Annotated in this window: 22 protein-coding genes; 13 read left to right on the top strand and 9 right to left on the bottom strand. The window is 44.7% G+C overall.

Annotated elements, in window-relative coordinates; genetic code table 11:
- Positions 1 to 147 precede the first annotated feature (147 nt).
- From hldE to K0625_RS05525, 3 genes are all read left to right on the top strand, one after another.
- A complete protein-coding gene (gene hldE, locus K0625_RS05535) occupies positions 148 to 1,578 on the top strand; it encodes a bifunctional D-glycero-beta-D-manno-heptose-7-phosphate kinase/D-glycero-beta-D-manno-heptose 1-phosphate adenylyltransferase HldE (protein WP_220108976.1) in 1,431 nt (476 codons plus the stop codon).
- Complete coding sequence (locus K0625_RS05530; RefSeq protein WP_220108760.1) at positions 1,575 to 2,426, top strand: hypothetical protein; 852 nt, start codon at positions 1,575 to 1,577, stop codon at positions 2,424 to 2,426. Before hldE ends, K0625_RS05530 begins: the two co-directional genes overlap by 4 nt.
- 133 nt (positions 2,427 to 2,559) lie before the next feature.
- A complete protein-coding gene (locus K0625_RS05525) occupies positions 2,560 to 3,114 on the top strand; it encodes a TetR family transcriptional regulator (RefSeq protein WP_220108759.1) in 555 nt (184 codons plus the stop codon).
- Here the strand turns inward: K0625_RS05525 and K0625_RS05520 are convergent.
- Positions 3,091 to 3,357 (bottom strand): hypothetical protein, encoded by a 267-nt coding sequence (locus K0625_RS05520; protein WP_065188302.1) that lies wholly within the window; start codon positions 3,355 to 3,357, stop codon positions 3,091 to 3,093. The two genes, K0625_RS05525 and K0625_RS05520, sit on opposite strands and share 24 nt — an antisense overlap.
- 319 nt (positions 3,358 to 3,676) lie before the next feature.
- On the opposite strand from K0625_RS05520, the gene K0625_RS05515 reads away from it, so the two are divergent.
- Positions 3,677 to 4,264 carry a hypothetical protein gene (locus K0625_RS05515; protein ID WP_220108758.1) on the top strand — a complete coding sequence of 196 codons (588 nt, stop codon included), beginning with the start codon at positions 3,677 to 3,679 and terminating at the stop codon, positions 4,262 to 4,264.
- Between the two features lie 12 nt (positions 4,265 to 4,276).
- A complete protein-coding gene (locus K0625_RS05510; RefSeq protein ID WP_220108757.1) occupies positions 4,277 to 5,359 on the top strand; it encodes a rhomboid family intramembrane serine protease in 1,083 nt (360 codons plus the stop codon).
- Positions 5,360 to 5,451: 92 nt separating this feature from the next.
- Here K0625_RS05510 and K0625_RS05505 read toward each other — a convergent pair whose 3' ends face one another.
- Positions 5,452 to 6,816: a MipA/OmpV family protein gene (locus K0625_RS05505; protein ID WP_220108756.1), complete on the bottom strand. Its 1,365-nt coding sequence runs from the start codon at positions 6,814 to 6,816 to the stop codon at positions 5,452 to 5,454.
- A gap of 376 nt (positions 6,817 to 7,192) precedes the next feature.
- Here K0625_RS05505 and K0625_RS05500 point away from each other — a divergent pair, with 376 nt between their 5' ends.
- The 6 genes from K0625_RS05500 (at position 7,193) to K0625_RS05475 (ending at position 15,660) form a co-directional block, all read left to right on the top strand.
- The gene (locus K0625_RS05500) at positions 7,193 to 8,977 is read left to right on the top strand and encodes an assimilatory sulfite reductase (NADPH) flavoprotein subunit (protein ID WP_220108755.1); all 1,785 of its coding nucleotides are present in this window, start codon (positions 7,193 to 7,195) and stop codon (positions 8,975 to 8,977) included.
- A 91-nt stretch (positions 8,978 to 9,068) separates the two neighbouring features.
- Positions 9,069 to 10,802 carry an assimilatory sulfite reductase (NADPH) hemoprotein subunit gene (cysI, locus tag K0625_RS05495; protein WP_220108975.1) on the top strand — a complete coding sequence of 578 codons (1,734 nt, stop codon included), beginning with the start codon at positions 9,069 to 9,071 and terminating at the stop codon, positions 10,800 to 10,802.
- Positions 10,780 to 11,562, top strand: coding sequence for a phosphoadenylyl-sulfate reductase (locus K0625_RS05490; protein WP_220108754.1), 783 nt, complete (start codon positions 10,780 to 10,782; stop codon positions 11,560 to 11,562). Before cysI ends, K0625_RS05490 begins: the two co-directional genes overlap by 23 nt.
- Positions 11,563 to 12,474: 912 nt before the next feature.
- On the top strand, positions 12,475 to 14,205 hold the full coding sequence (locus tag K0625_RS05485; protein WP_220108753.1) for a hypothetical protein: 1,731 nt from the start codon (positions 12,475 to 12,477) through the stop codon (positions 14,203 to 14,205).
- A 61-nt stretch (positions 14,206 to 14,266) separates the two neighbouring features.
- Positions 14,267 to 14,680: a DUF3010 family protein gene (locus tag K0625_RS05480; RefSeq protein WP_220108752.1), complete on the top strand. Its 414-nt coding sequence runs from the start codon at positions 14,267 to 14,269 to the stop codon at positions 14,678 to 14,680.
- A gap of 125 nt (positions 14,681 to 14,805) precedes the next feature.
- A complete protein-coding gene (locus K0625_RS05475; RefSeq protein WP_220108751.1) occupies positions 14,806 to 15,660 on the top strand; it encodes a PA4780 family RIO1-like protein kinase in 855 nt (284 codons plus the stop codon).
- A 49-nt stretch (positions 15,661 to 15,709) separates the two neighbouring features.
- On the opposite strand, the gene K0625_RS05470 is transcribed toward K0625_RS05475, so the two are convergent.
- The 5 genes from K0625_RS05470 to K0625_RS05450 all read right to left on the bottom strand — a co-directional run bounded on the left by K0625_RS05470 (position 15,710) and on the right by K0625_RS05450 (position 19,832).
- Positions 15,710 to 16,237 (bottom strand): peroxiredoxin family protein, encoded by a 528-nt coding sequence (locus tag K0625_RS05470; RefSeq protein WP_220108750.1) that lies wholly within the window; start codon positions 16,235 to 16,237, stop codon positions 15,710 to 15,712.
- 42 nt (positions 16,238 to 16,279) lie between these two features.
- Complete coding sequence (locus K0625_RS05465; protein WP_220108749.1) at positions 16,280 to 16,654, bottom strand: hypothetical protein; 375 nt, start codon at positions 16,652 to 16,654, stop codon at positions 16,280 to 16,282.
- Between the two features lie 70 nt (positions 16,655 to 16,724).
- Positions 16,725 to 17,072, bottom strand: a complete 348-nt coding sequence (locus K0625_RS05460; RefSeq protein WP_220108748.1) for a hypothetical protein — start codon at positions 17,070 to 17,072, stop codon at positions 16,725 to 16,727.
- Positions 17,073 to 17,116: 44 nt separating this feature from the next.
- The gene (locus tag K0625_RS05455) at positions 17,117 to 18,574 is read right to left on the bottom strand and encodes a S41 family peptidase (protein WP_220108747.1); all 1,458 of its coding nucleotides are present in this window, start codon (positions 18,572 to 18,574) and stop codon (positions 17,117 to 17,119) included.
- A 262-nt stretch (positions 18,575 to 18,836) separates the two neighbouring features.
- Entirely contained in the window at positions 18,837 to 19,832 is a 996-nt protein-coding gene (locus K0625_RS05450) for a phospholipase A (RefSeq protein WP_220108746.1), read from the bottom strand.
- A gap of 260 nt (positions 19,833 to 20,092) precedes the next feature.
- Between K0625_RS05450 and cobA the strand changes: the two genes are divergently transcribed.
- Positions 20,093 to 20,914 carry a uroporphyrinogen-III C-methyltransferase gene (cobA, locus tag K0625_RS05445; protein ID WP_220108745.1) on the top strand — a complete coding sequence of 274 codons (822 nt, stop codon included), beginning with the start codon at positions 20,093 to 20,095 and terminating at the stop codon, positions 20,912 to 20,914.
- Positions 20,915 to 20,920: 6 nt separating this feature from the next.
- Here cobA and K0625_RS05440 read toward each other — a convergent pair whose 3' ends face one another.
- Both K0625_RS05440 and K0625_RS05435 read right to left on the bottom strand, forming a co-directional pair.
- Entirely contained in the window at positions 20,921 to 21,754 is an 834-nt protein-coding gene (locus tag K0625_RS05440; protein WP_232846953.1) for a TIGR03899 family protein, read from the bottom strand.
- 38 nt (positions 21,755 to 21,792) lie between these two features.
- Positions 21,793 to 23,001, bottom strand: coding sequence for an MFS transporter (locus K0625_RS05435; RefSeq protein WP_220108744.1), 1,209 nt, complete (start codon positions 22,999 to 23,001; stop codon positions 21,793 to 21,795).
- A gap of 203 nt (positions 23,002 to 23,204) precedes the next feature.
- On the opposite strand from K0625_RS05435, the gene K0625_RS05430 reads away from it, so the two are divergent.
- On the top strand, positions 23,205 to 24,590 hold the full coding sequence (locus tag K0625_RS05430; RefSeq protein WP_220108743.1) for a porin family protein: 1,386 nt from the start codon (positions 23,205 to 23,207) through the stop codon (positions 24,588 to 24,590).
- The last annotated feature ends 31 nt before the right edge of the window (positions 24,591 to 24,621 follow it).

Raw genomic sequence — 24,621 nt, 5'->3', positions numbered from 1 at the left:
GAAAGATTATGAACCTGAGGCGGTATTCTAACGCAATTTCGTCATAAATGGCTGGAAAAAGCTGGAAAATTACTGGTGTTCTTAGCTCCTATTAAGCACAAAATTAGGTACAATCAGTGATTAATTTTGAAAACAGATATGAGCGTTATGAAGGTTTCTCTGCCAGCATTTGAAAAAGCTAAGGTTTTAGTCGTCGGTGATGTCATGTTAGATCGCTACTGGACGGGCCCAACCGGTCGTATTTCACCGGAAGCCCCTGTACCTGTTGTGCAGATCAAACAGATCGAGGACAGGCCCGGTGGTGCGGCAAACGTAGCCTTAAACGTTGCCACGTTAGGCGGGCAAGTTTGTCTGGCTGGTATTGTCGGCAAAGATGAAACCGCTGAGGCGCTAACACAAGGGATCCAAGCGTTAGGTGTTGAGCCTAAATGGCACTGCGTCGAGGATAAGCCGACCATCACTAAGCTTAGGGTGATGTCCAGAAACCAGCAGCTTATTCGTCTGGATTTTGAGGAGTCCTACCCCGTTGAGGAGAGTGTCTCTCTGTTTCAAAAGTCTGAAGCTCTGCTCGACAATGTTGGCGTGATGGTATTATCTGATTACGCCAAAGGTGCGGTGACCGACCCCCAAGCGTTTATCAAGCTTGCAAAATCTAAAGGGGTCAAGGTGCTTGTTGACCCTAAAGGGAGTGATTTTTCCCGCTACCGTGGCGCCTCTTTGTTAACCCCTAATATGAGCGAGTTTGAAGGGGTTGTTGGCGCGGTTAGTTCAGAAGCGGATCTGGTGGCAAAGGCGCAAACCTTGTTGGCGGATTTTGAGATTGAGGCGATTTTGGTCACCCGCTCTGAAAAGGGGATGACCCTGATCACTTCCGAAGGACCTGAGCTTCATATTCCAACGGTTGCCCGTGAAGTGTATGACGTGACTGGCGCCGGTGATACGGTGATTTCGGCCTTAGCGACAGCATTGGCTGCTGGCAGTGAACTGCCTCAGGCTTGCGCCATTGCCAACACCGCTGCGGGCATTGTTGTGGCCAAGCTAGGCACATCGACAGTGAGCCGTATCGAGTTAATTGAGGCGCTCTCTTTGAATCAGGGCGAGTCAGGTTTCGGCTCTGTCAGTGAAGATCAACTCGTTTACGCATTAGAGCAAGCTAAGCTTAGAGGCGAGCGTGTGGTGATGACCAACGGCTGTTTTGATATTTTGCATGCAGGGCATGTGAGTTACTTAAAGCAAGCTAAGGCCTTGGGCGATCGCTTGATTGTTGCTGTGAATGATGATGAGTCGGTTAGGCGCTTGAAGGGGGATGGTCGTCCTGTGAATCAGGTTGATCGTCGCATGTCTGTGTTAGCTGGATTAGCCTCGGTGGATTGGGTGGTTCCTTTCACTGAGGATACCCCACAGCGGATCATCTCTAGATTACTTCCCGATATGCTAGTGAAAGGCGGTGACTATAAGATTGAGGAGATCGCCGGCGGCGAAGAGGTGATTGCATCTGGCGGTACTGTGATGGTGCTGGGATTTGAAGATGGGATCTCGACGACTAAAATTATCGAAAATATCATGGCGAATCAGTGATCTGGACGGCGCTTGCGCTAACCACTGGCCTCTACCTCACTCAGGTTAATGATAAGCAGGTTCTTCTGTGTGAAACCGAGTTGATCCAGCCCTGCTTGCAAGAGTTATCTCCTGATGCTCGCAGGCAGTTACCTGCCATTGCCACCGAGGTTAACAGACTTTTAGGTGTGCGTGGTGCCATGGTGTTGCCCCTGCAAGATACCGATATTGCAGGGGTTATTTTACTGGATCGGGAGCAGTTACCCCATTCACTCTCCATCGAACTTTCAGGCTCACTCCACTCTTTCACGTTAGCCCAGCAGTTGGAGGTGACCCTTTTACATGAAATCGGTCATCTTGAGGCGATAGCGCTGTTGGAGTCGGGAGTCATAGATGCACTCTCTCCCTATCGACATGAATGGATTGCAGATTGTTATCTCATCTGGCGTCTTGCCAAAGAGGATAAAGGGCTGGGTCTAGCCTGGCAGCAGTATCATAGAAGAAATGTCAATATGATGCAGAACGTTGAGAATATTAGCCACTGGACCGTGCCTATTATGGCTCAGGTTTTTAATCATTATGATGTTGAGCAGCTGGTTAAATTTGATAGCTTCAATGAGTTTATGCAAGATGCGTTGCCTAAATTGTCAGAGGAGACTCAAGACAGTTTAGATGAGTTTGCTAGTCTATTTCATCGCACATTCAATACCCAAGTGATGCACTTTTTACCTGATTATATGTTTTGGCGTAAACCTGTTTTAGGCCAATTACTGGAGCCGACACTGGTTAGATTATTAGGTGAGCCTGGCGCCCGAGAGTGGATGAAAAACCAAAAATTACCCTCCAAAATGAGTCTTCAGCGGTTTTAAACTGAACCTTAGCTGAACACTTTTTCATTAGTCTGTGGATCGGAGAAGTTACTAAAGAAATCCCTAAATTGGTTTGATAGCATCGGTGATGACTATTTAAAGCAATAATGATATTGAGTAGGGGGATGTTAAGGTGGCTAAGCGTTCGAAAGCGGAAACAGAGCAAACGATCAATCTAATTATGGATGAGGCGCTTAAACAGCTTCTGTCTTTAGGCTACGACTCCATGTCCTACACTACCTTGTCGACTGCAACCGGAGTAAGTCGCACCGGGATAAGTCATCACTTCCCCCATAAGGCTAATTTCCTGATACGGTTAGATCCGCAAATTAGTAGATTGTTTCTGGAGGAGTTAGACTTTAGCAACTTGGGAACACTCGAAGAGTCATGGGTTGAGTCGATAAAACACCCTACAGGGCGCATGGTGCTTAAACTGTTTTTCAGTCTGTGTGGCGATCACAGTGAAGATATGATCCAGTTTAGGGCGATCCATTTAGCTAGAGAGAGAGCCTATGAAATGTTTGGTCTAGAGGGGGAGAAGCTAGTTACGGGATTAATCGGAAGAAGTGCCGTGATGCTGATGTCACAGTCGACACAAATTAAGGTGCCTCAATTGCAGAGCAATGAGTTGAAAACGCGAAGCCGTGGAGACACTGAAAGCCGTTTAGCGATTTTCTCTGAGCACTAAAGTGGGATTAAAGTCGATATCTCCCTCACTATCGATGGTTACTAGCTTATCATCTTGTCTAGCGACAGCTGTTTTTTCATGGCTAGACTGTCTGACAAAAAGTAGCTGATAACCTAACTTTGCCAGCGTATAAAATGCAAATCTTTGAGCCGTAGAAAGTCGGTGCCAGTGTTGATCTATATTAGGCTGTTCAAGCCTTCTGTCATCGAAACTTTCGGCTGAATTAATAGCGGCAACTTGCATCGTTAAACCCCTGTTAAATAATGTTGCAAAACTTGCTTTTGTTGCACTATATAAGCAGATGTTTATCTATCATGCAAGAGTTCGCCTAATAAATAACCGATCGACTGACGCTTATTGTAAAGTAATGTCGGTCATTTCCCCTAGTTTCCCTCTACATAGTCCTCTGTTTAGTGTGTGTTTCCTCCTATTTTTTCCCTTGTACAGATTGGTATTAGATACTGGCGAGATTATCTATGGTCGGTTATCATCCTCGCAGCATAAAATATCATCGTTAGATGGAATGACTTTAAGGCTTAAAATATAAGGAGTAATACAAAATATGGAGATCCCTTCTCAGCCCCAAGCAAGTAGCGAACCTGTTAAACGCTTCCCTCGATTGGATAATCAAGAGCTAATTAAGTCCAGCTTCTGGATAAGTCAAGTTTTTATGATTATTGCCACAGTGGCGGGGGTTTACCTTGCTGCTCAAGAGGGGCTTTCTCAGGCAATAACCTTCGATACATTAACCAATAAACAGAATAACTATTATCTGCGTCATGCGCTTTATGACGAGGTGAGTGATAACGTTGAACTGCTGAATGAATATAGAGAGAATATAGTAGGTAAACCGACTTCGACAATAAGAAACCTTCACCCAAATATGGCGACATTTGTCTGGGAAAATATGCGTTACTCTCAGTACACATTAGAGACGCCCTCTGCGATTTTATCGGAAACTCGACGCTTCTATATGCAAGCCGAAGATATAGTGAATAAAATTGAGAGTCGAGTGTATGGAGCTCAGTATGGCGGTGGCTTATTGAAGGCGTTAACCGAAAAGATATCGACTCAAACATTGCCAGCGTTAAAAGCTAATTACACTGAACTAGCTGACGAGTTAAAACGTAATGACATCATAGTCGAGTAAAAGGAATTGAATATGATTATGACTTGCCCCGGCTGCAACAGCAGCGATATGAAGGTTTATGATTTCCACGGCGAGGAGGTAGATAGCTGCCAACGTTGTGGTGGACTTTGGTTTGAGAATGGTGAGCTTAATAGTGCACTTTCAACAGCCGATAATGGTGATAGCTGTGTGCGTATTGAGGAGAGTTTAGGTGAGCACTTAGGGGATTCTAAACGTCACTGTCACCACTGTGATGTCGGTATGCAACATTATCACTTGATGCAGGGGTATCAAATTGAGGTGGATGTTTGCCATAGCTGCAGTGGCTTGTGGATCGATGAAGATGAGAGAGCTAAAGTTGTACAATCTCCTTTAGTGAAGAGTCTGCTTGCTGACTTAGATGCGAAAATCAGCGCAAAAACTTGGTTCTTTCAGTTTCTATCCCAGATGCCAGTCGAGTTTAACTTAAAGCCTAAATCTCGTCCGGTTGTCACTTATCTCTTGTTGGCGTTGAATATTCTTATTTTTCTTGCATACGGCTTCGATATGTCGACGACCGATACTGTATTTGAAAACTTTGCCATGCGATCAAACGAGGTATTAGCGGGGCATCAGCCTTGGACCTTAGTGAGCCATATGTTCCTCCATGGTGACTTTATGCACTTAGCGGGCAATATGTACTTCCTCTATGTCGTTGGAGATAACTTAGAAGATGCCTTAGGCCGGATGAAGTTCCTAGGTGTTTATCTTATTTGTGGTTTTGCGGCTGCCGCAGCACAGATAGCATCAGATCCGGGGTCTGGGATCTATATGGTGGGAGCCAGTGGCGCTATTGCTGGGCTATTTGGCATGTACCTACTCTGGTTCCGCCATGCGAGTTTGACCTTTATGTTTGTGGTTTATCAGAAGAAATTAAGTCCGATGGCGTTTTTTGCTATCTGGCTAGGTTTCAATATTTTAGGCTTATTGATGGCGGGTCAAGGGGTGGCTTACTGGGCTCATATTGGTGGTTTTGTTGCTGGTTTAATTATCGGTGCGGCATTAAAAGAGCGGGTGATGGAGTCTAACCCTATTCTTGCCATGCTGAATGAGCCAGAGGTGAAGGTCGCACGTTAACTGATACTGTTTAGTATTAAGCGCGGTAAACATGTTCAAAAAAGGCTGCAGTTGCAGCCTTTTTATTGCTTATTTTAAGGCGCTTGGCATGGTTAAAAATGCCACTGCAGGTAGACGCTTTGATAATTACTGCCGCCGCCTATTCTGCCAAAAGCAGAGCTTTTCTCATAGATCCCAGATCTATGGTGAATGCTGTACCCAAGCCAGAGGTTACGCATATCATGGCGATTGAAGATATCCCCCAGATTGACGTCTAGAGAGAAGTCTAAATAGTTAAGTAACTTAGAGGGTTTATAACCTTTCTCTTCTAGCTCAGTTCCTTCGATATGGCTCACCGAGCTGATATAAGATAGCCCCTCTGCTACGCCTAAACGCCACTTTGGACCAAACTCAAAGGTGTAGAAGGCTTTTATCGCAATCACAGCCTCTGCAAGATCGCTCTGCACCGCTGAATCGTGGTGCCATACTGCCCCTGGCGTAAAATAGAGCTCGATTGGCAAGGTAAATAGGGTGTCGGTTAAACGGGTACCGTAAAAGAGTGAGGTGAGTTGATTATTATAGGGATCGGTTCTGGCATTTCCCGTCATGATCTCATTAAGGTTTGAGGGGGTTGCCCAGCCGTGTGCCAAGCGTAAGAATTCACTGTCATCATCACTATCTGGTGAGCTTGCTCTTACTGCCATCGACTTTCTGCTTTTAGCATCTGGGTAGAAAGCAAAGCCAAAATAGGACTCATACTGGTATTGGGTGTCCATGCTGGGTAAGTTAGCGACCTCATCTTCGAGCCGCCCTACACCAAACTGCCCTAATAGGTATAGATTACTGACGAGATGGTAACGGGCTTTAATGCCTGCATTAAACTCAATTCCAGCGCCAACTTCATACTGCTCTAAACCATAATAGTACTCATTAAAGTCGGCACTTTTCCAATGAAATTCAGCGTAGGGGTTGAGGTATAAACCACCTTTCTCCCAGTGGTATTGAGTGCGGGTATAGCCGTAGCTGCGCTTGTTTGAATCAGATAAAAAAGCGGCGTCAGCCTCCCAGGGGCCTTGTAAGAAACGATACTGTAGACCAAAATCGAAAGCCTGTGATTGGGTTTCATTCTGTAACTCTTTAGGGATGTCGACAAACCTGAAACGGGTATAGGCATTGACCTGATGTTGCTCGTTTTTCCATATATGGAACCCAGCTTCCATGCCATCGATAAAGAGATAGTCATTTCTGTATTTGAGCATAGGTAATATGTCGTAGACCTCGTCACCCTCTGTTGCAAAAGGAATATCACCTCGTCTCATCCCCATACCTAGGCCCCAAATATCAGCTTGATATTGAGTTTCATAGATGACCTCATGTTGCGGCTCGCCATGATCACCATCTTCGATTTCTGAAGCAGTAGAGAGCTGAGTGAATGTTAGTGCAGCAAGGCCGGCTATGACGCCAATAGGGTAGTTCATAGATCTCTTTGTGTTAGGTCAACTTGCAAGCATTATAGAGTGAAACGGCTAAGTTAAAAATATATTTATCAGGAGATAAACATCTTGATGCTTAATCGTTAACTTAAATGATTCCAAATATTTACGCCTACTTGCCATCCTCTATTTTACTTACAATGAGGATGAGTGTTTGCACTGCTAAATTCTGATTTGTTAGTTAATATCTCTTCTTTATTTTGTGAATGTAGTCTTGTTCGCTAACAGCTCTATTTTGCTAATAACAGCACCGCTTACCTCTTATATTCCAAAAAGGTATTAAAAATCAGATTTTATTCTTTTTTGCTTTTCCTTATAGGGGCTAAGCTAACTGACATTACACTGATATAGGGCTGTTCCCATGTTGTTAAAAGAGCTTTCATCGTTCGCATCTCCTCTGTCTCAGGGGCAGGTAGAAAAGTTAAAGCAGCTCACTTCTGAGCTGAGTGCCGTTCAACTGGCTTGGGTGAGTGGTTACCTGTCTGCTACGGCAGAGCAAGGTAGCAGCCAGGTGAGTGTTGAAGCTGAGCCAGCACAAACAGTCACCATTTTGTATGGTAGTCAAACCGGGAACGGTAGAGGAGTAGCTAATGAGTTAGCGGCTAAAGCTAAAGCCCAAGGTTACGCGGTTAACCTTGCCTCTATGGGGGATTACAAGGTACGTCAGCTTAAGCAGGAGACCCTACTGCTAGCGGTTGTTAGTACCCATGGTGAAGGTGAAGCGCCCGATGATGCTTTAGAGTTGCATAAATTTCTAGCGTCTAAGCGAGCGCCTAAGCTAGATAACTTGCACTATTCAGTGTTGGCATTAGGGGATTCAAGTTATGAGTTTTTCTGTCAAACAGGTAAAGATTTTGATGAGAGATTAGCTGCCCTTGGTGCTAAAGCGATTCAACCGCTTGTTGAGTGTGATGTTGACTATGAAGAGGCGGCGCAGCAGTGGCAGTCAGATCTTCTTGAGTCGATTAAGCCATTAATCCAAACCTCAAGTGCCAGTGTTGTTTCCATCGGCTCATCGACAAGTACATCTGAGAGTCAGTTTACTAAGCAAAATCCTTTTGCTGCAGAGTTGCTTGTCAGCCAGAAGCTAACAGGTCGTGATTCTGATCGTGATGTGCGCCATGTTGAGATTGATTTGGGCGAGTCTGAACTTAGTTATCAAGCCGGTGATGCCTTAGGCGTTTGGTTTAGTAACAGTGAGGTCTTGGTTGAGGAGATCTTAACTCAATTATCCCTTGATGGCGCTACTGAGGTGACAGTTGCAAAAGAGAGCTTGCCACTGAAGCAGGCGTTAATTGAGAAGAAAGAGCTGACACAACTTTATCCTGGACTTGTGAAGGGCTGGGCGGAGTTAAGTGGCGATGAGACTCTGCTTAAGCTTGTTGAAGATAGGGAGCTGACACGTCAGTTTGTGCTTAATCATCAGCTTGTCGATCTAGCGACTAAATATCAGGTAACGATAACTCCAGTGCAGTTAATTGAGTTACTGCGCCCTATTACTCCACGTCTGTACTCTATTGCATCGAGTCAGTCAGAGGTTGAGTCAGAAGTCCACCTTACCGTTGCTCTCGTTGAAGATGAGCGCGATGGCGGAACTCGCTTTGGTGGTGCATCCCAATTTTTGGCAGAAGCTGAAGAGGGGGCGGAAGTTAAGGTTTATGTTGAGCCTAATAGCCACTTTAGACTGCCTGAAAATCCAGATACACCAGTGATCATGGTGGGACCTGGAACCGGTGTGGCACCATTTCGTGCCTTTATGCAGGAGAGGGCTGCTCAAGGCGTTGAAAGTGATAGTTGGCTGTTTTTCGGCAATCCACATTTTGAGCAAGACTTCCTCTATCAAACAGAGTGGCAGCAGTATCTAAAAGATGGTTCGTTAACCCGTATCGATCTGGCTTTCTCTCGCGACCAGGCCCATAAGATCTACGTTCAAGATCGCATTGCCGAGCAGGGCGAAGAGGTATGGAACTGGCTAGAGGCGGGTGCTCATCTTTATATCTGTGGTGACGCAGAGCGCATGGCTAAAGATGTTCATCAAGCTTTGCTGGATGTGGCGGTTAAATTTGGCGGTAAAACAGCCGAAGAGGCTGAGGTCTTTTTAGAGCAGTTACGCAGTGATAAGCGCTACCAGAAAGATGTCTACTAAGACTAATTAGATGGTTAGATTTTAGTAAAAATGGATAAAGATGCGGCGCCATGACGTGCTGCACAGTAAAGAATTGAGTGAGGCTGCGGCTATGTCAGACGGTAAGAGTGTAGAGAAAGAAGAAGCGTTATCTGTAAATGAACACCTGAAAACAGACAGTGATTTTCTGCGTGGAACGATCCAAGAGGGGTTAGATACCGCGGTAACTGGCTCGTTTAGTGAAGGAGACCAGCAGCTGATTAAGTTTCATGGTTTCTATCAGCAAGATGATCGTGATCTGCGTAATGAGCGTAAAGAGCAGAAACTTGAGCCTCTCTACAGTTTCATGTTGCGTGCACGTGTTGCAGGTGGTGTTTGTAGCCCTGAGCAGTGGCTGGGAGTTGATGAGATCGCATCAACATTGACCAGCTCAAATAGTATTCGTTTAACCACACGTCAGACGTTTCAATATCACGGGATCTCTAAGCGTAATTTGAGAACGCTGATCCAGGGCCTAGATAGCAAGGCGCTTGATTCTATCGCGGCCTGTGGTGACGTTAACCGTAATGTGATGTGTAATCCAAACCCTGTTGAGTCTCGTCTCCATGAGCAAGCGTATTACTGGGCGAAACAGCTATCTGATCAGTACCTTCCTCGCACTAAAGCCTATGCGGAGATCTGGTTAGGTGATGACAAGGTTGCGACCAGCGAAGGGGATGATGTTGAGCCTGTATACGGTAAAACCTATCTTCCGCGTAAATTTAAGATGGCCGTTGCCGTGCCGCCAGATAACGATGTTGATGTTTACACCAATGACTTAGGTTTTGTTGCCGTTGCCGAAGAGGGTGAGCTGGTTGGTTTTAATTTAGTTGCCGGTGGCGGTATGGGCTCGACCCATGGTGAAGTCCAAACTTTTCCCCGTCTAGCCGATGATTTTGGCTTTATTAAGGCTGAAGATACGCTGAAGTTTGCCGAGGCTGTTTTAAAGGTGCAGCGTGACTGGGGTAACCGCTCTAACCGTAAACTTTCAAGACTTAAGTACACCATAGTTAAATATGGCTATGACGCATTTAAAGCGGAAGTTGAGAAACGCGCAGGGGTGAAGTTTGAGCCTAAGCGTGATGTGGTGATCGGTGATCGAGGCGATCGCTACGGCTGGATAAAAGGGGTGGATAATAAGTGGCACCTGACCCTGTTTATTGAAGGGGGGCGAATTAAAGATCTACCAGGTCAACCGCTGCAAACTGGATTAAGGGAGATCGCTAAAATCCATAAAGGCGATTTCCGTATGACCTCGAATCAAAACTTTATCATCGCCAGTGTTGCCCAGGAAGATAAAGCAGAGATCGAAGCCCTGGCGAGAAGTCATGGATTGATGGGTAAGTTGATAACTGAAACCCGCGGTCGCTCTATCGCTTGTGTTGCCCTGCCAACCTGTGCCCTTGCGATGGCTGAAGCTGAACGTTATTTCCCAGACTTCCTCAGTAAAGTTGAGTCTCTGCAGGAGAAGCATGGCTTCCTTGACCAAGGAATTGTTATCCGCATGACAGGTTGTCCAAATGGTTGTGCACGTCCTTTTGCTGCCGAGATCGGCTTAGTGGGTAAGGCGCCAGGTCGCTACAACTTGTACCTAGGTGCAAGCTTTGAAGGAACACGTTTAAACAAGTTATACCGTGAAAATATTCAAGAAGCTGAAATTTTATCTGAACTTGATAGCTTGTTTGCCCGCTATGTGGCTGAGCGAGAAGAGGCGGAGACTTTCGGTAACTTCACGGTACGCATTGGTGCAGTGAGTGCGGTAATCGATGCCGCTAAGGATTTCCATGAGCAGCACAATCATGCATGAATCAAGCAGTATTGATTCCATTGTTTCAAGAGATGAGTTGTTGGCCCTCCTTGATGCCCCTGAAGTGGAGCAAAAGGGTGAGCTTGAGCGGATCAATCAGTTTTTGGCTGAACTAACTCCAGCCCAGCGCGTAGCTTGGGCGCTTGAATACCTGCCGGGAAACCATGCGCTCTCCTCAAGCTTCGGTATTCAGGGCGCGGTGATGTTGCATCTGGTGAGCAGCCAAAAAGCAGATATTCCAGTGATATTGACCGATACAGGTTACCTTTTTCCTGAAACTTATCGCTTTATTGATGAGTTAACAGAGCGTCTTAGTTTGAACCTTAAGATCTACTCGTCTAAGTATACGCCTGCGTGGCAGGAGGCCAGGTATGGCCTACTGTGGGAAAAAGGCTTAGATGGCTTAGATCAATATAATCGCATGAACAAGGTTGAGCCTATGCAGCGGGCGCTGACAGATAATGAAGTCGGCACTTGGTTTGCGGGTTTACGTCGCTCACAATCGAGCACTCGTGAGGCATTGCCTATTTTAGCTATTCACGGTACTCGATTTAAGATTTTGCCCATTTTGGAGTGGAGTAATAAAGAGGTTCATGAATACCTGACAGAGCATGATCTTCCCTACCACCCACTATGGGATCAAGGCTATGTTTCTGTTGGTGATACGCATTCGAGCAAGCCGTTAGAGTTAGGGATGAGTGAAGAAGATACTCGTTTCAATGGTCTGAAACGTGAGTGTGGACTCCACTTTGAAATCTAGGTTTATCTGCATGGCGATAAGATGAAAATGTGGATAACTGGTCAGATCTGACAGTGCTGTCATTGTTTTAACTGATATGGGCTTGATGAATGAATAGTAAACTTTAGACTTAAATTTACAAATATTTATACATTTTTACCCACAAAGTTATGCACATCTATTTTTGTGGTCTATAGTAGTTAGTTCCCGTAGATGGTTTTAGAATGCTGTTCTGTTTAGGGGCTCGAATGAGACCCACTACTGACAAGACCTTCCCGGTATCCGTTGGCTCGATTTTGGCCTCTCTCTTTCATTAAATACGTTGTGAAAGAGTTCGAGACTGCCAATGGGTATACTTGTTAGTAGATGCAGAGCCGTCAGCAAATATAGCCATGCTTATCGTATCGATAGGCTGCGTTTGATTGGCTTGTTAGCGCCTGCTTAATCAAAAGCTATAACTCCTGAATAGTCCGAAGTGGCTATTCAGGGGCTGCTTATCCTCCCCCTTATCTAAAAAATATGTTGCTAATACGGCATCCTGCTAATGTATATTTCCTCTTTCTCCTTTTATACCAATTGCATTAAGTATGTAATCAATTCAGAGTGCCTCAGGTTTTTCTATTCAAGGCGCATTGGCGAGGAAATGGTTACTCCCTTTTAAGTCAATGCAAAGCAGAAGAGGAAATTCTGAGTCGCTCACATAGTGCGGGTTTCAAAGCACTTTATGCTACGTTTGGGGCTTTAGATATAGAATAACTATTAGCTTCAATCCCCAGCCTTGCCTACAGCGCTTTGAATTCCCGCTGAATGGTCAGATACTTAATGCAACTGGTATTAATCGCTTGATATAGTATATTGAGCGGCTAATGTCTTTAGGAAAATTCTAAAATCAACATGGATTTTAGATATCAAAATTTAAATGGAGTTTGTTGGATGAAGAAAGTATTAATTGCCGCGGCTGTGGTTGCTGCTGGTGCTGCAGGTTATTGGGTGAGTCAAGATAGGGGAGCAAGTGGTGAGGCCGATCTGATTCTCGCTTCAGTGCCTTCCGACACGCCACTTTTCTCAGCTCAATTGACTCCTTTTCCCATCAAGTCTTATATCAACTCGGTTTCTCAAAACTATCAAGCCTATGGCGATGATATGTTTGCCGAGCTAGAAGAGTCTGAAGATACCAGAGCTAAATTTATGCTCAGTTTGACTCAAACCTATATGGAGAGTTTAGAGAGCGGCGAGAAGTTTGTCTCGACCTTTGGCTTGCCTGAAAAGATGCGCAGCTACTTTTATACCTTAGGTCTGCTGCCCGTTATTAAGTTAGAGGTTGAAGATCCAAAAGCTATTTGGGCCGTGCTCGATAAAGCTGAAAAAGAGAGTGGCTTAACCCATGAGAAGAAAACGGTAAAAGGGGTTGAGTATCGCTCTTACTCCATGACCGATGTGGGTGAGACTGAGACGATAGACCTGTTGTTTGCCATTGCTGACGGCATCTTAACCGTGACATTTGATAGCTCCTTTAGCCAACCTGAGACGCTAGAGACCGCACTTGCTCTTGCACCTGTGGCTAACTCTCTTGCTGACTCAGGAATTTTGGACGATATCATGAAAACCCACGGGTTTAGCGGTGATGGTATTGGGTATCTTAATCATCAAGAGATTGTTCGCGCGATAACGACCAAAGACGGTAACCAGTTAGCAAGACAACTGACGGCATTTGCAGAGCAAGAGGGGGAGGATCCTTTCGCTATTGTTCGCTCTAATGAGTGTCATACTGAGCTATCAAGTATTGCTGCAAATTGGCCTCGTACTGTGTTTGGCGTCAATAACCTCTCTATTAGCGACACTAAAAGTCATATGGAGTTAGAGACCATAGTTGAGAGCAAAAACCAACTGGTGTTGGATGCGCTTTCATCGATGAGAGGTTTTATTCCTGATTATGTAAGTCAATCAAATAGTTCTGTTTTCTCTATGGGGCTGGGTATAGATCTCAATGAGTTAGTTCCCTCATTGACAGCCATCTGGGACGATATGCTAACGCCTCAATATCAGTGTCAGGTGCTACAGGAGATGCAGGGGGAGATGGCAGGTCAAAGTCCGGCAATGCTAGGCATGTTCACGGGAATGGCCAACGGTGTGAAAGGTATTGCGGCTTCGGTTATCGATTATAAGTTTAGTGATGATCAAGACAATCCTGCACTGGAAAGTGTCGATGCGATTATCAGTTTATCGGCAGATAACCCAAGTATGCTGTTTAATATGGTAAAGCCTTTTGCCCCTGAGCTTGCTGATATTGAGCTGAAGGATAATGGTGAGGCTATTGACCTCTCCTATCTACTTCCTCTGCCGTCTGAGTTTGGTGTTAAGCCTAAGATGGCAGTAAAAGGCAGCCATTTAGTTATTTTTAGTGGAGAAGCGGGAGAGGCTAAGGCTGAAGAGCTTGCTGCTGAAACATTGAAGAGTAACGGTCTTTACACTGCAACTGTGGATTATGGCAAGATGCTTACGCCTTTGGTTACACTTGCAGAGCTGAGTGGAGAGCCGATGCCTGAAGAGCTAGCAATGATGAAAGATTATAATATGCAGCTCAAGATGGTGTTGGACATTAATCAACAGGGTATCGTTTTCGATTCTGTCGTGGATAACAAAACGACTCCAGCTGGTCAATAGTACTAAATTTGATAGTTGAGCCAGCTAAGCTGGCTCTTTTTTTTTAAGGGTCTGTTAAGTTATGCTAATAGCGGGTATGTTTTTAAAAGCTAATGAAGTGCGTATAGTGACGCTAGCGGGTTCTCGAGCGAGCCATCAGCTGGTTGCACCTAAGGTTAATAAATTCACATTAGTGAAAAACCCAAGTCAGAGTGAAGTTATCCAGTTCGGCGAAGCCATTCTTGCTTATTGTCATGAACACAAGGTTGACTTGATCGTATTAAATCGAAGAGCGACATCGGGCCAAGGTGCTGGTGGTGCGGGAACCTTCTTAATGGAGGGGGTTATCTTAGCGGTGGCAAGGACAAATGTTGAACTGGTACACCCTGCAACCGTTAGGGCAACAGATAAGAGAAACGCTGAGTTTAAAGATTTAAAGCCTAAAACGGTCGATCTTGGCAAAGCTTATGACTTAGCATTTGAATTTCTTACTTAATAATATGAGCTTATTGAAGTTTTCTTTTAAAGAAACACCCAGTTTGTTCGGTTTAGGATCATTTTTATTTGATGATCACAGGGTTTAATATTCCATCTATGCCTTAAGTAAGGTATAAGGGCGCTATGAAAATTCCGAAACGTATCCAGCCTCTCGTTGATGAAGGCTTAGTAGATGAAGTCCTTCGTCCATTGATGAGTGGCAAAGAAGCCGATGTCTTCGTTGTTCGCAGTGGTGGCGATGTTCGTTGTGCAAAAATTTATAAAGAAGCCGAAAAGCGCAGCTTTAAGCAAGCGGTTCAGTATCGCGAAGGGCGCAAGAGTCGTAACAGTCGTCGCTCACGAGCGATGGAGAAAGGCTCTAAATTTGGTCGCAGTGAGCAGGAGTCTGCTTGGCAAAATGCTGAAGTTGATGCCCTCTATCGCTTAGCCAATGCTGGTGTTCGTGTCCCACAGCCTTACGGTTGTTTCGACGGTGTGCTCTTAATGGAGCTTATAACCGATGATGAAGGGTTTGTCGCGCCGCGTTTAAATGATGTCAGCTTGTCATCAGAGCAGGCGCTTGAGCAGCACAAGGCTGTGATGAAAGATGTGCAGCGCATGTTATGTGCGGGCTTAATTCATGGCGATCTTTCAGAGTTTAATGTCCTGCTAGACAGCTCTGGTCCAGTGATTATCGATCTGCCTCAAGCCGTTGATGCGGCAGCCAATAACAACGCTAAGCGTATGTTAGAGCGTGATGTAAACAACATGACTCAGTACTATGGGCAATTTGCATCTGAGCTCTTGGGTAGTAAATATGCTAAAGAGATGTGGGCACTGTTTGAGTCTGGAAAGCTAACACCTGAGGTTGAGCTAACGGGTAAATTCAAAGAGAGCACTAAGGCTGCTGATGTGGACTCAGTACTTGCAGAGATTGAAGCCGCCTTTGATGAGGAGCAGGAGCGTAAAGAGCGTATCCGTGAGGCTGCTGAAGGCTAAATTTAACAGATTCTAGCTCCAAAGAGCTAGAATCTCATATCTACTTTGTTTAACCGCTTTTCTCTATCCCTAGCTCTTTGAGGGTTGCCGCAATATCCTCTGCAGCCGTTTCGGCATTGATATCTTCATCTATCTTTAAAATCTTGCCATCTTTGCCTATGTAGAAAGTGACTCTGCTTGCTACTCGAACAAAGTTGAGTACATCATAAGCTTTGGCTGTCTCTTTGGTTGGATCGCTTAACATGGGGAAGTCAGCTTTCTGTTTCTCGGCAAAATCTTGGTTGTCCTCTAAGTCATCCACACTTGCCATCATATATACCGCATTATACTCACGGATCAGGTGGCCTTTCTGCACGAGAGAGCGACACTCAAGGGTGCAGCCATGGGTATTTGCCATTGGATACCAGGCAAGTACCAATGTTTGCTTACCTAGGTAGTCACTGAGTTGATAGAAGTGACCATTGGTGGATTGAAGCTTAAAGTTTGGTGCCATATCGCCCACTTTTAGGTCGCTGGCTATGGCACTTAATGGAGTGGTAAATATTAAGACTAATATTAATTTTAGAAAAACTTTCATGTTAACTAGGCCTTTTAGTGGAATGTTACTAGATTAGCATCATTATATTTTTACAGCTCCAAGGGTAAGTTGTAAGTGAGGCTCTCCCTCTACCAGTGTGCTGAGCTGTTCACCGGATTCAATGGTAAGTTGCTGCTGAAGTGTTTTTAACGGATCAAACTGCTTAATGGTTATCTCGCTATGAACTTGGATCAGTGTCTCTGAGATAACACTTGGGGTGAGTGTTATTGTAACTTGCTCATTGTCGAGCAGAAGAGCTGAGTCTGACAAGCTTGATTTAGCCGCTTCAATTAAGCATTTTCCATCGAGCTCTAGCTTAATAGTCAACTCAAGTTTGAGCTTGGTATCTAGCTCAAATTGGTCTGCTTGTTTTCGGTATTGTGCGTTAAGGTAAAATCCGCCTATTGGGCTGCTCATTGAGATAATCCATTATGCTTTTTATATTGAAACAGCAATATCTGTTTTTACTAATATGGGCACCAGCTTACTATGCATTTTTGTTGTTTTCTAGCTCAATAAGAAAGTTTGCATAATTTATCCAGTCTATCACTAACGCCTTAATCAACATCTGCGTACCGGGATCTGTTTGAGGGTTTAGCTCTTTTATTTTTAGTTGTTCGACCACACGCCTAACATCTAGTGGCTCTAAGTCTACCCTGAAGTTGTCTTTTGGGCTTGGATTGTTATCCATTTGAGGATTGAGTGGTGCAAACATCTGGTTCTGAACAAGGAGTGCTAACTTAGGGTTAGTATCTCTCAAAATTGCAACTGTCATGCGCAGTGCGCCGCGGTTAAAAGTATCGGCTTTGAGTATAAACTTTTCCTTTTTTGCCATGGTGAAAGTTGCTCCTGATGATGGATGCGTATCTCTAGTGTAACTCAATTGCTTATGGCTGTGACAAAACTCTTAGGTGCTTGCTGTGAATTTTCTGGCGAAGCTTGATTGTTAAGCTGAGTCACTAAGCTTTGCCAGTGAAGCGGTTCACTGTCGGTAAACGTGATGTCCGGCTCAGTGCCAACTCCGGAGATTAAAGCACCTTGAGGGTTATAGTGAAGGCTGCTGGTTAGCGCGATATTGAGCTTACTGTTGGGCAGTGTAAAGTGGTAATGCTTCCCCAGATCTCCAGGTGTTTTTTCACCTATGAGTGTCACTTTAGGCCAGGTTTTTGCAAGGTAGGCTATCCATTCACACTCCTGTCTGCACTGAGAACCAATCATCAGCGCGAGTCTGTTTGTGTGTTGAGTTTTATCTGCTTGTGGATGATTTTTTCTGGCATAAAGTTGGCTAAAGCTATCTGAATTCTGAGTTTCAAGTTTCACTTTTATCTCAGACAGTTGTACCTGCTCGAAGAAATTTAACTCATTGAAAGGACGAAGGTAGTCAGCTCTTAAGTAATCACTCTTAAAGTTAGAAGCGCGGCGATATCGAGCTAAGGTAAAAACTGGGCTAGTTGACTCAGGAAGAGAAGGGGAGAACTCATTCGTGAGTATGGTTAATAGCTTATCACTGTATCCTTTGGCTTGCCTAAGATCCAAGATTGTAAGGGGATTTTCGAATGCTGTTTCTAGTTGAGATAATAGCTTTCTGTTTGTGCTGAGTTCGTCTAGGTCTGCGATCTTAATCGGGTTAGTGTCTGTATCTTGGCTTCCAATGACAAGCTCTTTATAGGGGAGCTTGGCTTGGGAGTGAATGGCTAAGGTTAGCTCTTTTTTTGATTCTTCATCATTGAAGAGGGTGAGAGAGACGGTTTCATCCAGAGGCAAGCCCATCTCAGCTCTTAAAAGGTCTAAACGTGAAAGCCACGCTAAGGTGAGTGCCAGATCTTCTTGCTGTGAGCTGGAGATAAATTTTCTGGCCGCCTTAAGCCAATAGGAGAGAGGAACACCATCGATATGGCTGACAAAGGGATGTTCAAGATCGAGAGGCGTTTCAGAGTCATCGAGTGCAAGCCACAGTTTTCCCATGGGTTTTAATGAAAAAGGCAGTTGGTCTGTGGAGTAAGCACTTATAGAGAGGTTGATGCCTGGATCATTGAGTTGAGCAAGCAGCTTTGCTATTTCAGCGTGGAATCGATTTGAATCTATGCCTAGCGAGTAGAGGTAGTGAAGAGAGTTAACTCGATTTTCAATATTCTGCAGAAGTCGTGGATCAAGAGCCGAAAAAGCCGAATGTTGGCTGACCTCTGCCACTAAGGTGTCGAGATCTTGTTGCATCTGCTGGGCACTTAGACTCATTTTTGTTGTGTTATCAATCACCAAAAAACGAGAGAGCTGCAGGATACTGAGCAGCAAGCAGATGCCAAATACATTCACTACATCTTTAAAGCTAAAGTTCATATCACTCCTTGATATGTCAGTCGCTAATGGCTAACGATACTATACCTAAGCCACCTCAGGATGCTCGTTTCAGAGCCCCGTTGGAAAGCTGAACAAGGCAGTGATTGAGGATAATGGTTATTCCCTTATTGATGCTTGCCCACTCAATACACTATAGCTCACCTTGCTTGAATTTATAATATCCTCCATCGTGCTCTCTATGTCCATATTTATGCCTAACGATATTAGCCATAGAGCATAAGGTGTTATGGCTGGAAGATATTTACAAAATGTCGTTGATCGATACGCCTATCCCTATACGCTGAGTATGAGAGTTATAATCGATCAAACTCTCCCCGTAACCATTAAAGTACTGAGTGTAGATCCGCAGCTGTCCTATGATGGGGTAGCTCCAGGTGGCTTCAATAGCTCCATAATTTGGGTTGGAGAAGTTGTTTCTAATCATCATGGTAAATCTGTGTTCGTCGATACCATAGATACCTGTGAGCTCAAAATTACCCATATAATCTGTGATATCTGGGTTGTCATCACCCTTAGGGGATGTAGGAGTCTCTTTTTCATCTTCAGGGATACGCCACCAAACTTTGGCGCCAAGCGCAAAGGGGCCGTTGTCAAACACCATGGTGCCGTAAATTCTATTCCAGCTACGAGAAAGGCTGCCTGATTTTCCATTTGATTTGTGAACCGCTCCGACTCCCCAGAACGAGTTCCGAAGTGGACCAACTTGCCAGTCATTATTGAACATCATAAATATCTCTGGCTCATGGTTTGTTTCACGAAACGGTGATGAGATATCCTTGTTGTAGACCTGCCAGTAGGATTGGTTTGTATAGGCGACGAAGAGGTGACCATTATCTCCGAAGACGTTATACATTAAGGGAAATTTAAAGCTTATCTGAAACTTTGCTTCCATATTATCTAGGTCGAAGGAGTGCTCTTTGGCTTCCTCCTCGAAAGGAGCCATATTGGGACTGGTGTTATAGGTTGCTGGCAAAATGTAGTTAACGTTATGGGGAGTCATCACGAAAGGAAGTTCCGAGGTGGCCAGTTCATCATGCACGCGTTCATCCACTAATGAGTTATTGTGCTCTCTCTCAATGGTCTCTGTGTTGTCCTGTTTAGCCGCTGCTACATCCTTTTCTTTATGATGGGTTTCATGGTTTTTCAGGTCGTGGGCATACACAGATGACGAGATAAAAAATGTGGATAGCAGAGTTAAGAGTAAGAGCGATAGATGTGTTGTGCTTTGGCTTTTCATAAGTCATCCATGAAAAATAGAGGTGATCTTTTATAAAGGGAATGTTACCTCGCAAAATTGCTTTTTAACAGTGGGATAGACAATCACCTTGCAACTTAGCAACATGTTGAACTATAGCCATAGGCTTAGATTGACTGGGATAACGCTCAATAACCCTCACTTAAATAACTAAATGGAATAACAGCTAATAAATAACTATTTATTAAGTTATAAGTGGAGGGGTATATTTCATACTACAGAGTCGTGTGTGGGGCAGTGAGATGGATGTAGTAACGTTACCCGGTCAAAGAGCTGGTGGAAAAGTATGGTTAGTCGGAGCAGGGCCCGGTGATGTTGAGCTGTTAACGCTTAAGGCATATTGGATCTTAAAGAGTGCCGATGTGGTACTTTTTGATGCGCTCGTCAGTGATGAAATCATGAGTCTTGTTCCACAAGATGCTGAGAAAATTGCGGTGGGAAAACGTGCGGGTAAACACAGCGCGGCTCAAGATGAGATCAATCAACTGCTGGTCACTAAAGGCTTTACACGTAAAAATGTGGTGCGCTTAAAAGGAGGCGATCCCTTTATCTTCGGCCGTGGTGGTGAAGAGCTACAGAGCTTAGTTGAAGCTGGCCTTGAGTTTGAAGTGGTCCCTGGGATCACTGCTGCGAGTGGCACATCTGCCTATGCTGGGATCCCCCTGACTCACAGAGATTATGCTCAAGGTGTCTCTTTCATTACGGGACACTGCCAGTTAGAGAGCCGACCTATGGATTGGAAGGGTTATGCTAACCCAAATAATACCTTAGTTATCTATATGGGCATTCTTAATGCGGGAATAATCAAGTCTGGATTAATGGAAGCTGGCCGCAGCGCCGATACCCCCGTCGCTATTGTCTCTAAGGCTACAACCGCCCAGCAAAAACGTTTTATCGGTACATTAGGTGAGTTGGACTTACTAGCCTCTGATCCAGAACTTAAGATGCCCGCCTTGATGATCATCGGCGAAGTCGTTGAATTGGCCGATACGCTGAATTGGTTTGAGCCGAAAGCGGAAAGTGAGCCGTTAACCATTGGCGTTGAACTTAAAGACAGGCGTTAGTCTTCGCTACTCAATCTTAAAGTCCTTCGCAAACAGAGTGCGGATCGTCTTAGCGTATTCAGGATCTGGCTTGGGCTGAATGAGCTGAGTCAGCTCGTCACCTATCGGCGTTAATCGATAGTAGTTAAATAACAGATGGCCGCTTTTAGGTGTCAGCTTCATCGTCTCTGAAAGTAGGGTGAAGTTGATGGGATTCTTACTGTTTAGCAGCCCAGTTTCAAATTCTCCACGGTGAAGGACCCCCGCATCAACTAAGGTCAAAATGTTGGAGTAGGGCAGACCAAAATTAGATAAACCGATATTGATTGGCGCAGATTTACGAAATATCTGACCAAGCCCTCCTGTATAGCGGTAACCATAGATCAACTTTAATCTTGCTTCACCATTGACTTTTACCGCCATCCCTAAGGCTTTCTCTAATATCTGCGCCTCTTTGTGGGTCAGCTGCTTCAGTGTCGAGAGAGTACGTAGGCTAAAGTTACCTGGGTTGGTGATCTCATTGGCTAAGATGCGCCCCCATAACTCCTGCATTTTACGGTTGTGGATCTGCTCTGCAAGCTGGAAAAATTGATGGGCCCAATCTGGGTCTAGATCGACCCCTGTGACATCTGATGGCGCATGGGTCAAGGCGATGGTGTAGATGGTTTCAAGGTTTGTTTGATACTGACTAAGCAGCTTACGCTGCCTGTGCTCCCCACGCTCAGCAATAGATGCACTGCCTGGACGATAATCATCTTCGCTACTTAAGCCTAGTTGGCGACCCAGTAGGAGCGCTTTTTTACGGGCCGACACATCGGACTGAGCCGACTTTGTTTCACTTACTTTCGCCAATTCGGCCATCATTATTGCTCTATTATTTTCATATTATAAATCTTAACTCAGTCTGGCAGATTGGTAGAGGTTTTCTCAGTTTTTCTAATGTTAATGGGGATTAGTCCCCAATTCACCTCATTTCCTTGAGATGGGATCTCAGGTATGTTTCTTGCCAGAATTAATGAACAGAGGGCGAAGCCTGCACCAATATAAAATACTGCCTGAGGTGAGTGTAGCCAAAGTAGACCAAGAATTGCTGGTATAACGACCGCCGCTATGTGGTTGATGGTAAAGCTAACAGACATGGTTGCGGCGATATCTTTGCTATCGGCAATCTTCTGGAGGTAAGTTTTAATCGCAATTGCCATAGCAAAAAGTAGATGATCAATGACATAGAGAGCCGCTGCTATCTCAGGTCTCTCTACAAGCGCGTAGCTGACAAATATGAGAATTAAGCCTATGTACTCAATAGTCAGTGCGTTTCTCTCCCCGATACGCCCGATAAATCGACCTATTGCTGGGGCAAACAGCAAGTTGACTACATAGTTAATCAGGAATAAAGCAGTAATTTCAGAGACGCTGTATCCGAACTTTTCCACCATCATAAATCCAGCAAAAACCATGAATATTTGCCGTCTAGCACCGGAGAAAAAGGTCAAAAGATAGTAGAGCCAGTAACGTTTTCTTAAGATCACCTTTTTATGTTGAACCTCTCCTACTTCAAACTTGGGGAAATAGAGGGTAATGGTGAGCACCATTAACAGGCCTAAACACCCGATGATGGCATACATCCAGATATAGTCGAGTTTCAACCAGGTCATAATTAACCAGATACTGGCATAACCTGACAGTGCTGCTGCCGAACGCCAAGCCAGTGCTTTACCTAAGAAGGCGGCTGTCTCTTTTTTCTCGACCCATTGCAAGGTCAAAGATTGATTGATGGTTTCGAAATAGTGGAAGCCGATAGACATGATCACAGTGGTTAAATAGAGACCAAGAACATCGGGGTATAGACCTGTAATAGCCACCCCAACACACAATATTGCCAGTGATAACAGGGCAAAGGATTGCTCTCTAATTAAGATGAGAATAAAGATGGCCGTAAAGGCTAGAAAGCCAGGCACTTCACGCAGACTCTGTAACATGCCAATTTCGGCACCACTGAATTGAGCTCTTTCGATAACAAAGTTATTGAGTAATACCTGCCACACCGAGAATACCAGCGACATGATAAAGGTCATCCAGAGAAGCAGTTTTTGTGGGCTTTTACTCATTGTTATCCATTTTATAAAAAGTGGCGGCTATTTCAGCGATTGTATCACTAGTTTATCTAGATTTTCTTCATGCAGTACATCTGTAACTCGTTTGTGAGTTACTTATAAAAACAAATGTAAATTTTAATGAAAATGATTCGCATTTAATGTAATTTGTTTCGCAAATTCAGGGGGAGCTGTTAATTCAGTACGGAAAAAATTTAATGAAGACCAAACTAAGTTTATTGGCTATATGTGTTGCGGGACTTAATAGTCACTATGCTTTTGCAACGCCAGATCCGGTGAAGCTACAACAAGCTATTGCAAAGCAGGAGCTCGAGCTTAAACAGCTAAAAAAAGATTTAGCTGAACTTGCAGCTCAACAGGATGTACAGCGTGAAGAGCAAAAAAAACAAGCTAAAGTGATAGAGGTTGCTAAGCAGGAAGCGACTGAGAGCAAACTCAGTAAGTTCAGCTTTAAATCCTACGGTAGCGTTAATTACACCAGCGATGAATATTATCAGAATGTGCAGGACACCACCCCTGAGCGTCGCGGTCGTTTCGATCTTGAACGTATTGTCACTGAATTTGGTTATCAGTTTAACGACGAATGGGACATGGAAGTTGAGATTGAATATGAGCATGGTGGTACTGGTGCAGCTCTTGAGTACGACGGATTCGATGAGTTTGGTGAGTTTGAATCTGAGATAGAGGCGGGTGGCGAGGTGATGATTGAGAAGGCTCAACTTCGCTATCGTCCAAGCGATGCTTTTGGCGTTAAGTTCGGTAATATTCATCTGCCAATCGGGCTATCTAGTATCTTGCATAAACCGGATCAGTACTTAACTGTGTTGCGTCATCGAAGTGAAGCGGCTGTCTTGCCAGCAGTTTGGAATGAAACTGGTGTAGGCATTTTTGGTGAAGTGGCCAATTTCCACTATCAGGCTCAAGTTGTCAGCGGGCTAAATTCTGAGTATTTCAGAACCTATGACTGGGTTGCCTCTGGTCACCAGAAGCGGTTTGAACACGTTAATGCCGACGACCTTGCTTATGCTGTGCGTCTCGATTACGGCAGCTTTAAAGAGGGAAGTGCGATAGGTGTCGCTTACTATTATGGTAACACCTCCGGAAACCGCCATAAGAGTAATAAGGTGAGCGGCGATGGCACTGTGAGCATTCTTGCGCTTTCTGGTGCTTATGTACAAGGTCCCTGGATCCTTCGTGGCCAATATCTAAATGGCACACTAAGTGACTCCGATGCCATCACTCAGGCAAATAAAACCACACCAGGCTTGAAGCCGGGTAACTTTGCTCAGCTAGGCTCTAAATCTGAGGCTTTCTTTGTTGAAGCAGGCTTTGACCTGACCGATTTCACCTCAATCCCTTTAACTATTTTTGCCAATATAGATTACTCAAATCCCCTAGCCGAAGTTGAAATGGGTACAGCGACTAAACGCTATGAAAACACCTGGACTAGCGTGGGAGTTAACTACTTCCCTATTCCAGAGATAGTGATTAAGGCTGAAGCTGGCAGACAGCAAGTTGCTGTGGCAGCGATACCTGACACTAACTTCTTCGCCCTAGGCGTGGGTTACCAATTCTCTCTATAGCAAGTCGACTTTTATTCACACGACGTTGATG

The organism is Shewanella nanhaiensis (assembly GCF_019457885.1).
GTDB lineage: Bacteria > Pseudomonadota > Gammaproteobacteria > Enterobacterales > Shewanellaceae > Shewanella > Shewanella nanhaiensis.
This window is presented reverse-complemented; position numbering and strand designations above follow the sequence as displayed.

What these genes read in the sequence shown, in the direction of transcription:
- hldE (WP_220108976.1), top strand. Translation starts at nt 148, where the DNA reads ATGAAGGTTTCTCTGCCAGCATTTGAAAAAGCTAAGGTTTTAGTCGTC.
- K0625_RS05520 (WP_065188302.1), bottom strand. Translation starts at nt 3,357, where the DNA reads ATGCAAGTTGCCGCTATTAATTCAGCCGAAAGTTTCGATGACAGAAGG.
- K0625_RS05515 (WP_220108758.1), top strand. Translation starts at nt 3,677, where the DNA reads ATGGAGATCCCTTCTCAGCCCCAAGCAAGTAGCGAACCTGTTAAACGC.
- K0625_RS05510 (WP_220108757.1), top strand. Translation starts at nt 4,277, where the DNA reads ATGATTATGACTTGCCCCGGCTGCAACAGCAGCGATATGAAGGTTTAT.
- K0625_RS05505 (WP_220108756.1), bottom strand. Translation starts at nt 6,816, where the DNA reads ATGAACTACCCTATTGGCGTCATAGCCGGCCTTGCTGCACTAACATTC.
- K0625_RS05500 (WP_220108755.1), top strand. Translation starts at nt 7,193, where the DNA reads ATGTTGTTAAAAGAGCTTTCATCGTTCGCATCTCCTCTGTCTCAGGGG.
- cysI (WP_220108975.1), top strand. Translation starts at nt 9,069, where the DNA reads ATGTCAGACGGTAAGAGTGTAGAGAAAGAAGAAGCGTTATCTGTAAAT.
- K0625_RS05490 (WP_220108754.1), top strand. Translation starts at nt 10,780, where the DNA reads ATGAGCAGCACAATCATGCATGAATCAAGCAGTATTGATTCCATTGTT.
- K0625_RS05485 (WP_220108753.1), top strand. Translation starts at nt 12,475, where the DNA reads ATGAAGAAAGTATTAATTGCCGCGGCTGTGGTTGCTGCTGGTGCTGCA.
- K0625_RS05480 (WP_220108752.1), top strand. Translation starts at nt 14,267, where the DNA reads ATGCTAATAGCGGGTATGTTTTTAAAAGCTAATGAAGTGCGTATAGTG.
- K0625_RS05475 (WP_220108751.1), top strand. Translation starts at nt 14,806, where the DNA reads ATGAAAATTCCGAAACGTATCCAGCCTCTCGTTGATGAAGGCTTAGTA.
- K0625_RS05470 (WP_220108750.1), bottom strand. Translation starts at nt 16,237, where the DNA reads ATGAAAGTTTTTCTAAAATTAATATTAGTCTTAATATTTACCACTCCA.
- K0625_RS05465 (WP_220108749.1), bottom strand. Translation starts at nt 16,654, where the DNA reads ATGAGCAGCCCAATAGGCGGATTTTACCTTAACGCACAATACCGAAAA.
- K0625_RS05460 (WP_220108748.1), bottom strand. Translation starts at nt 17,072, where the DNA reads ATGGCAAAAAAGGAAAAGTTTATACTCAAAGCCGATACTTTTAACCGC.
- K0625_RS05455 (WP_220108747.1), bottom strand. Translation starts at nt 18,574, where the DNA reads ATGAACTTTAGCTTTAAAGATGTAGTGAATGTATTTGGCATCTGCTTG.
- K0625_RS05450 (WP_220108746.1), bottom strand. Translation starts at nt 19,832, where the DNA reads ATGAAAAGCCAAAGCACAACACATCTATCGCTCTTACTCTTAACTCTG.
- cobA (WP_220108745.1), top strand. Translation starts at nt 20,093, where the DNA reads ATGGATGTAGTAACGTTACCCGGTCAAAGAGCTGGTGGAAAAGTATGG.
- K0625_RS05440 (WP_232846953.1), bottom strand. Translation starts at nt 21,754, where the DNA reads ATGGCCGAATTGGCGAAAGTAAGTGAAACAAAGTCGGCTCAGTCCGAT.
- K0625_RS05435 (WP_220108744.1), bottom strand. Translation starts at nt 23,001, where the DNA reads ATGAGTAAAAGCCCACAAAAACTGCTTCTCTGGATGACCTTTATCATG.
- K0625_RS05430 (WP_220108743.1), top strand. Translation starts at nt 23,205, where the DNA reads ATGAAGACCAAACTAAGTTTATTGGCTATATGTGTTGCGGGACTTAAT.